Origin of the sequence: Streptomyces sp. 549 (genome assembly GCF_030124175.1) — a bacterium.
GTDB lineage: Bacteria > Actinomycetota > Actinomycetes > Streptomycetales > Streptomycetaceae > Streptomyces.
The window spans coordinates 1-578 of sequence record NZ_JASKMT010000071.1; the positions used below are offsets into that span (position 1 = coordinate 1).

Here is a 578-nt window from a genome sequence, read left to right on the forward strand (position 1 = left end):
CATCAACAGCTTCGCCACCGTCGACTTGCCGCAACCCGACTCCCCCACGATGCCCAGCGTCTCGCCCTGGTGCAGGTCGAAGGAGATGTCGTCGACGGCGCGGACCGCGCCGACCTGCTTCTTGAACAGGATGCCGCGGGTCAGCGGGAAGTGCTTCACCAGGTTGCGGACCTGGAGGATCGGCTCGCCGCGGGGCACGGGCTCGGCCGCGAGCGCTTCCACCGCTGCGACGTCCGCGGGGACGGAGTCGGAGACGGGTGCGTCCGACTGAGGTGACGTGTCCTGCTTCTTCAACTCAGCCATGGATCGTCTCCTTCCAGAAGTGGCAGGCGCTGCCGCGGCCCGTCAGGGGGGTGCCGTCGGGCTCGGTGACCTGGCGCAGCGGGGGCTCGTCGACCCGGCACACGTCCTGGGCGCGGACACAGCGCGGATTGAAGGCGCAGCCGGGCGGGACGTGGGCCATGTTGGGTGGCAGGCCCTTGATGGCGAAGAGTTCGTGGCCCTTCTGGTCAAGCCGCGGAATGGAGTCCAGCAGACCCCGCGTGTACGGATGCGCGGGACGCTTGTACAACTCGTGC

General features: G+C 68.9%; 2 protein-coding genes. Both read right to left on the reverse strand.

Annotation, left to right across the window (positions count from 1 at the left end):
- Positions 1 to 303, reverse strand: a 303-nt coding sequence (locus tag QNO07_RS27495; RefSeq protein WP_283995260.1) for an ATP-binding cassette domain-containing protein, incomplete at its 3' end; no start/stop codon positions are given.
- A partial coding sequence (locus tag QNO07_RS27500; RefSeq protein ID WP_349636883.1) for an oligopeptide/dipeptide ABC transporter ATP-binding protein occupies positions 296 to 578 on the reverse strand: 283 nt, incomplete at its 5' end. The genes QNO07_RS27495 and QNO07_RS27500, both read right to left, overlap by 8 nt.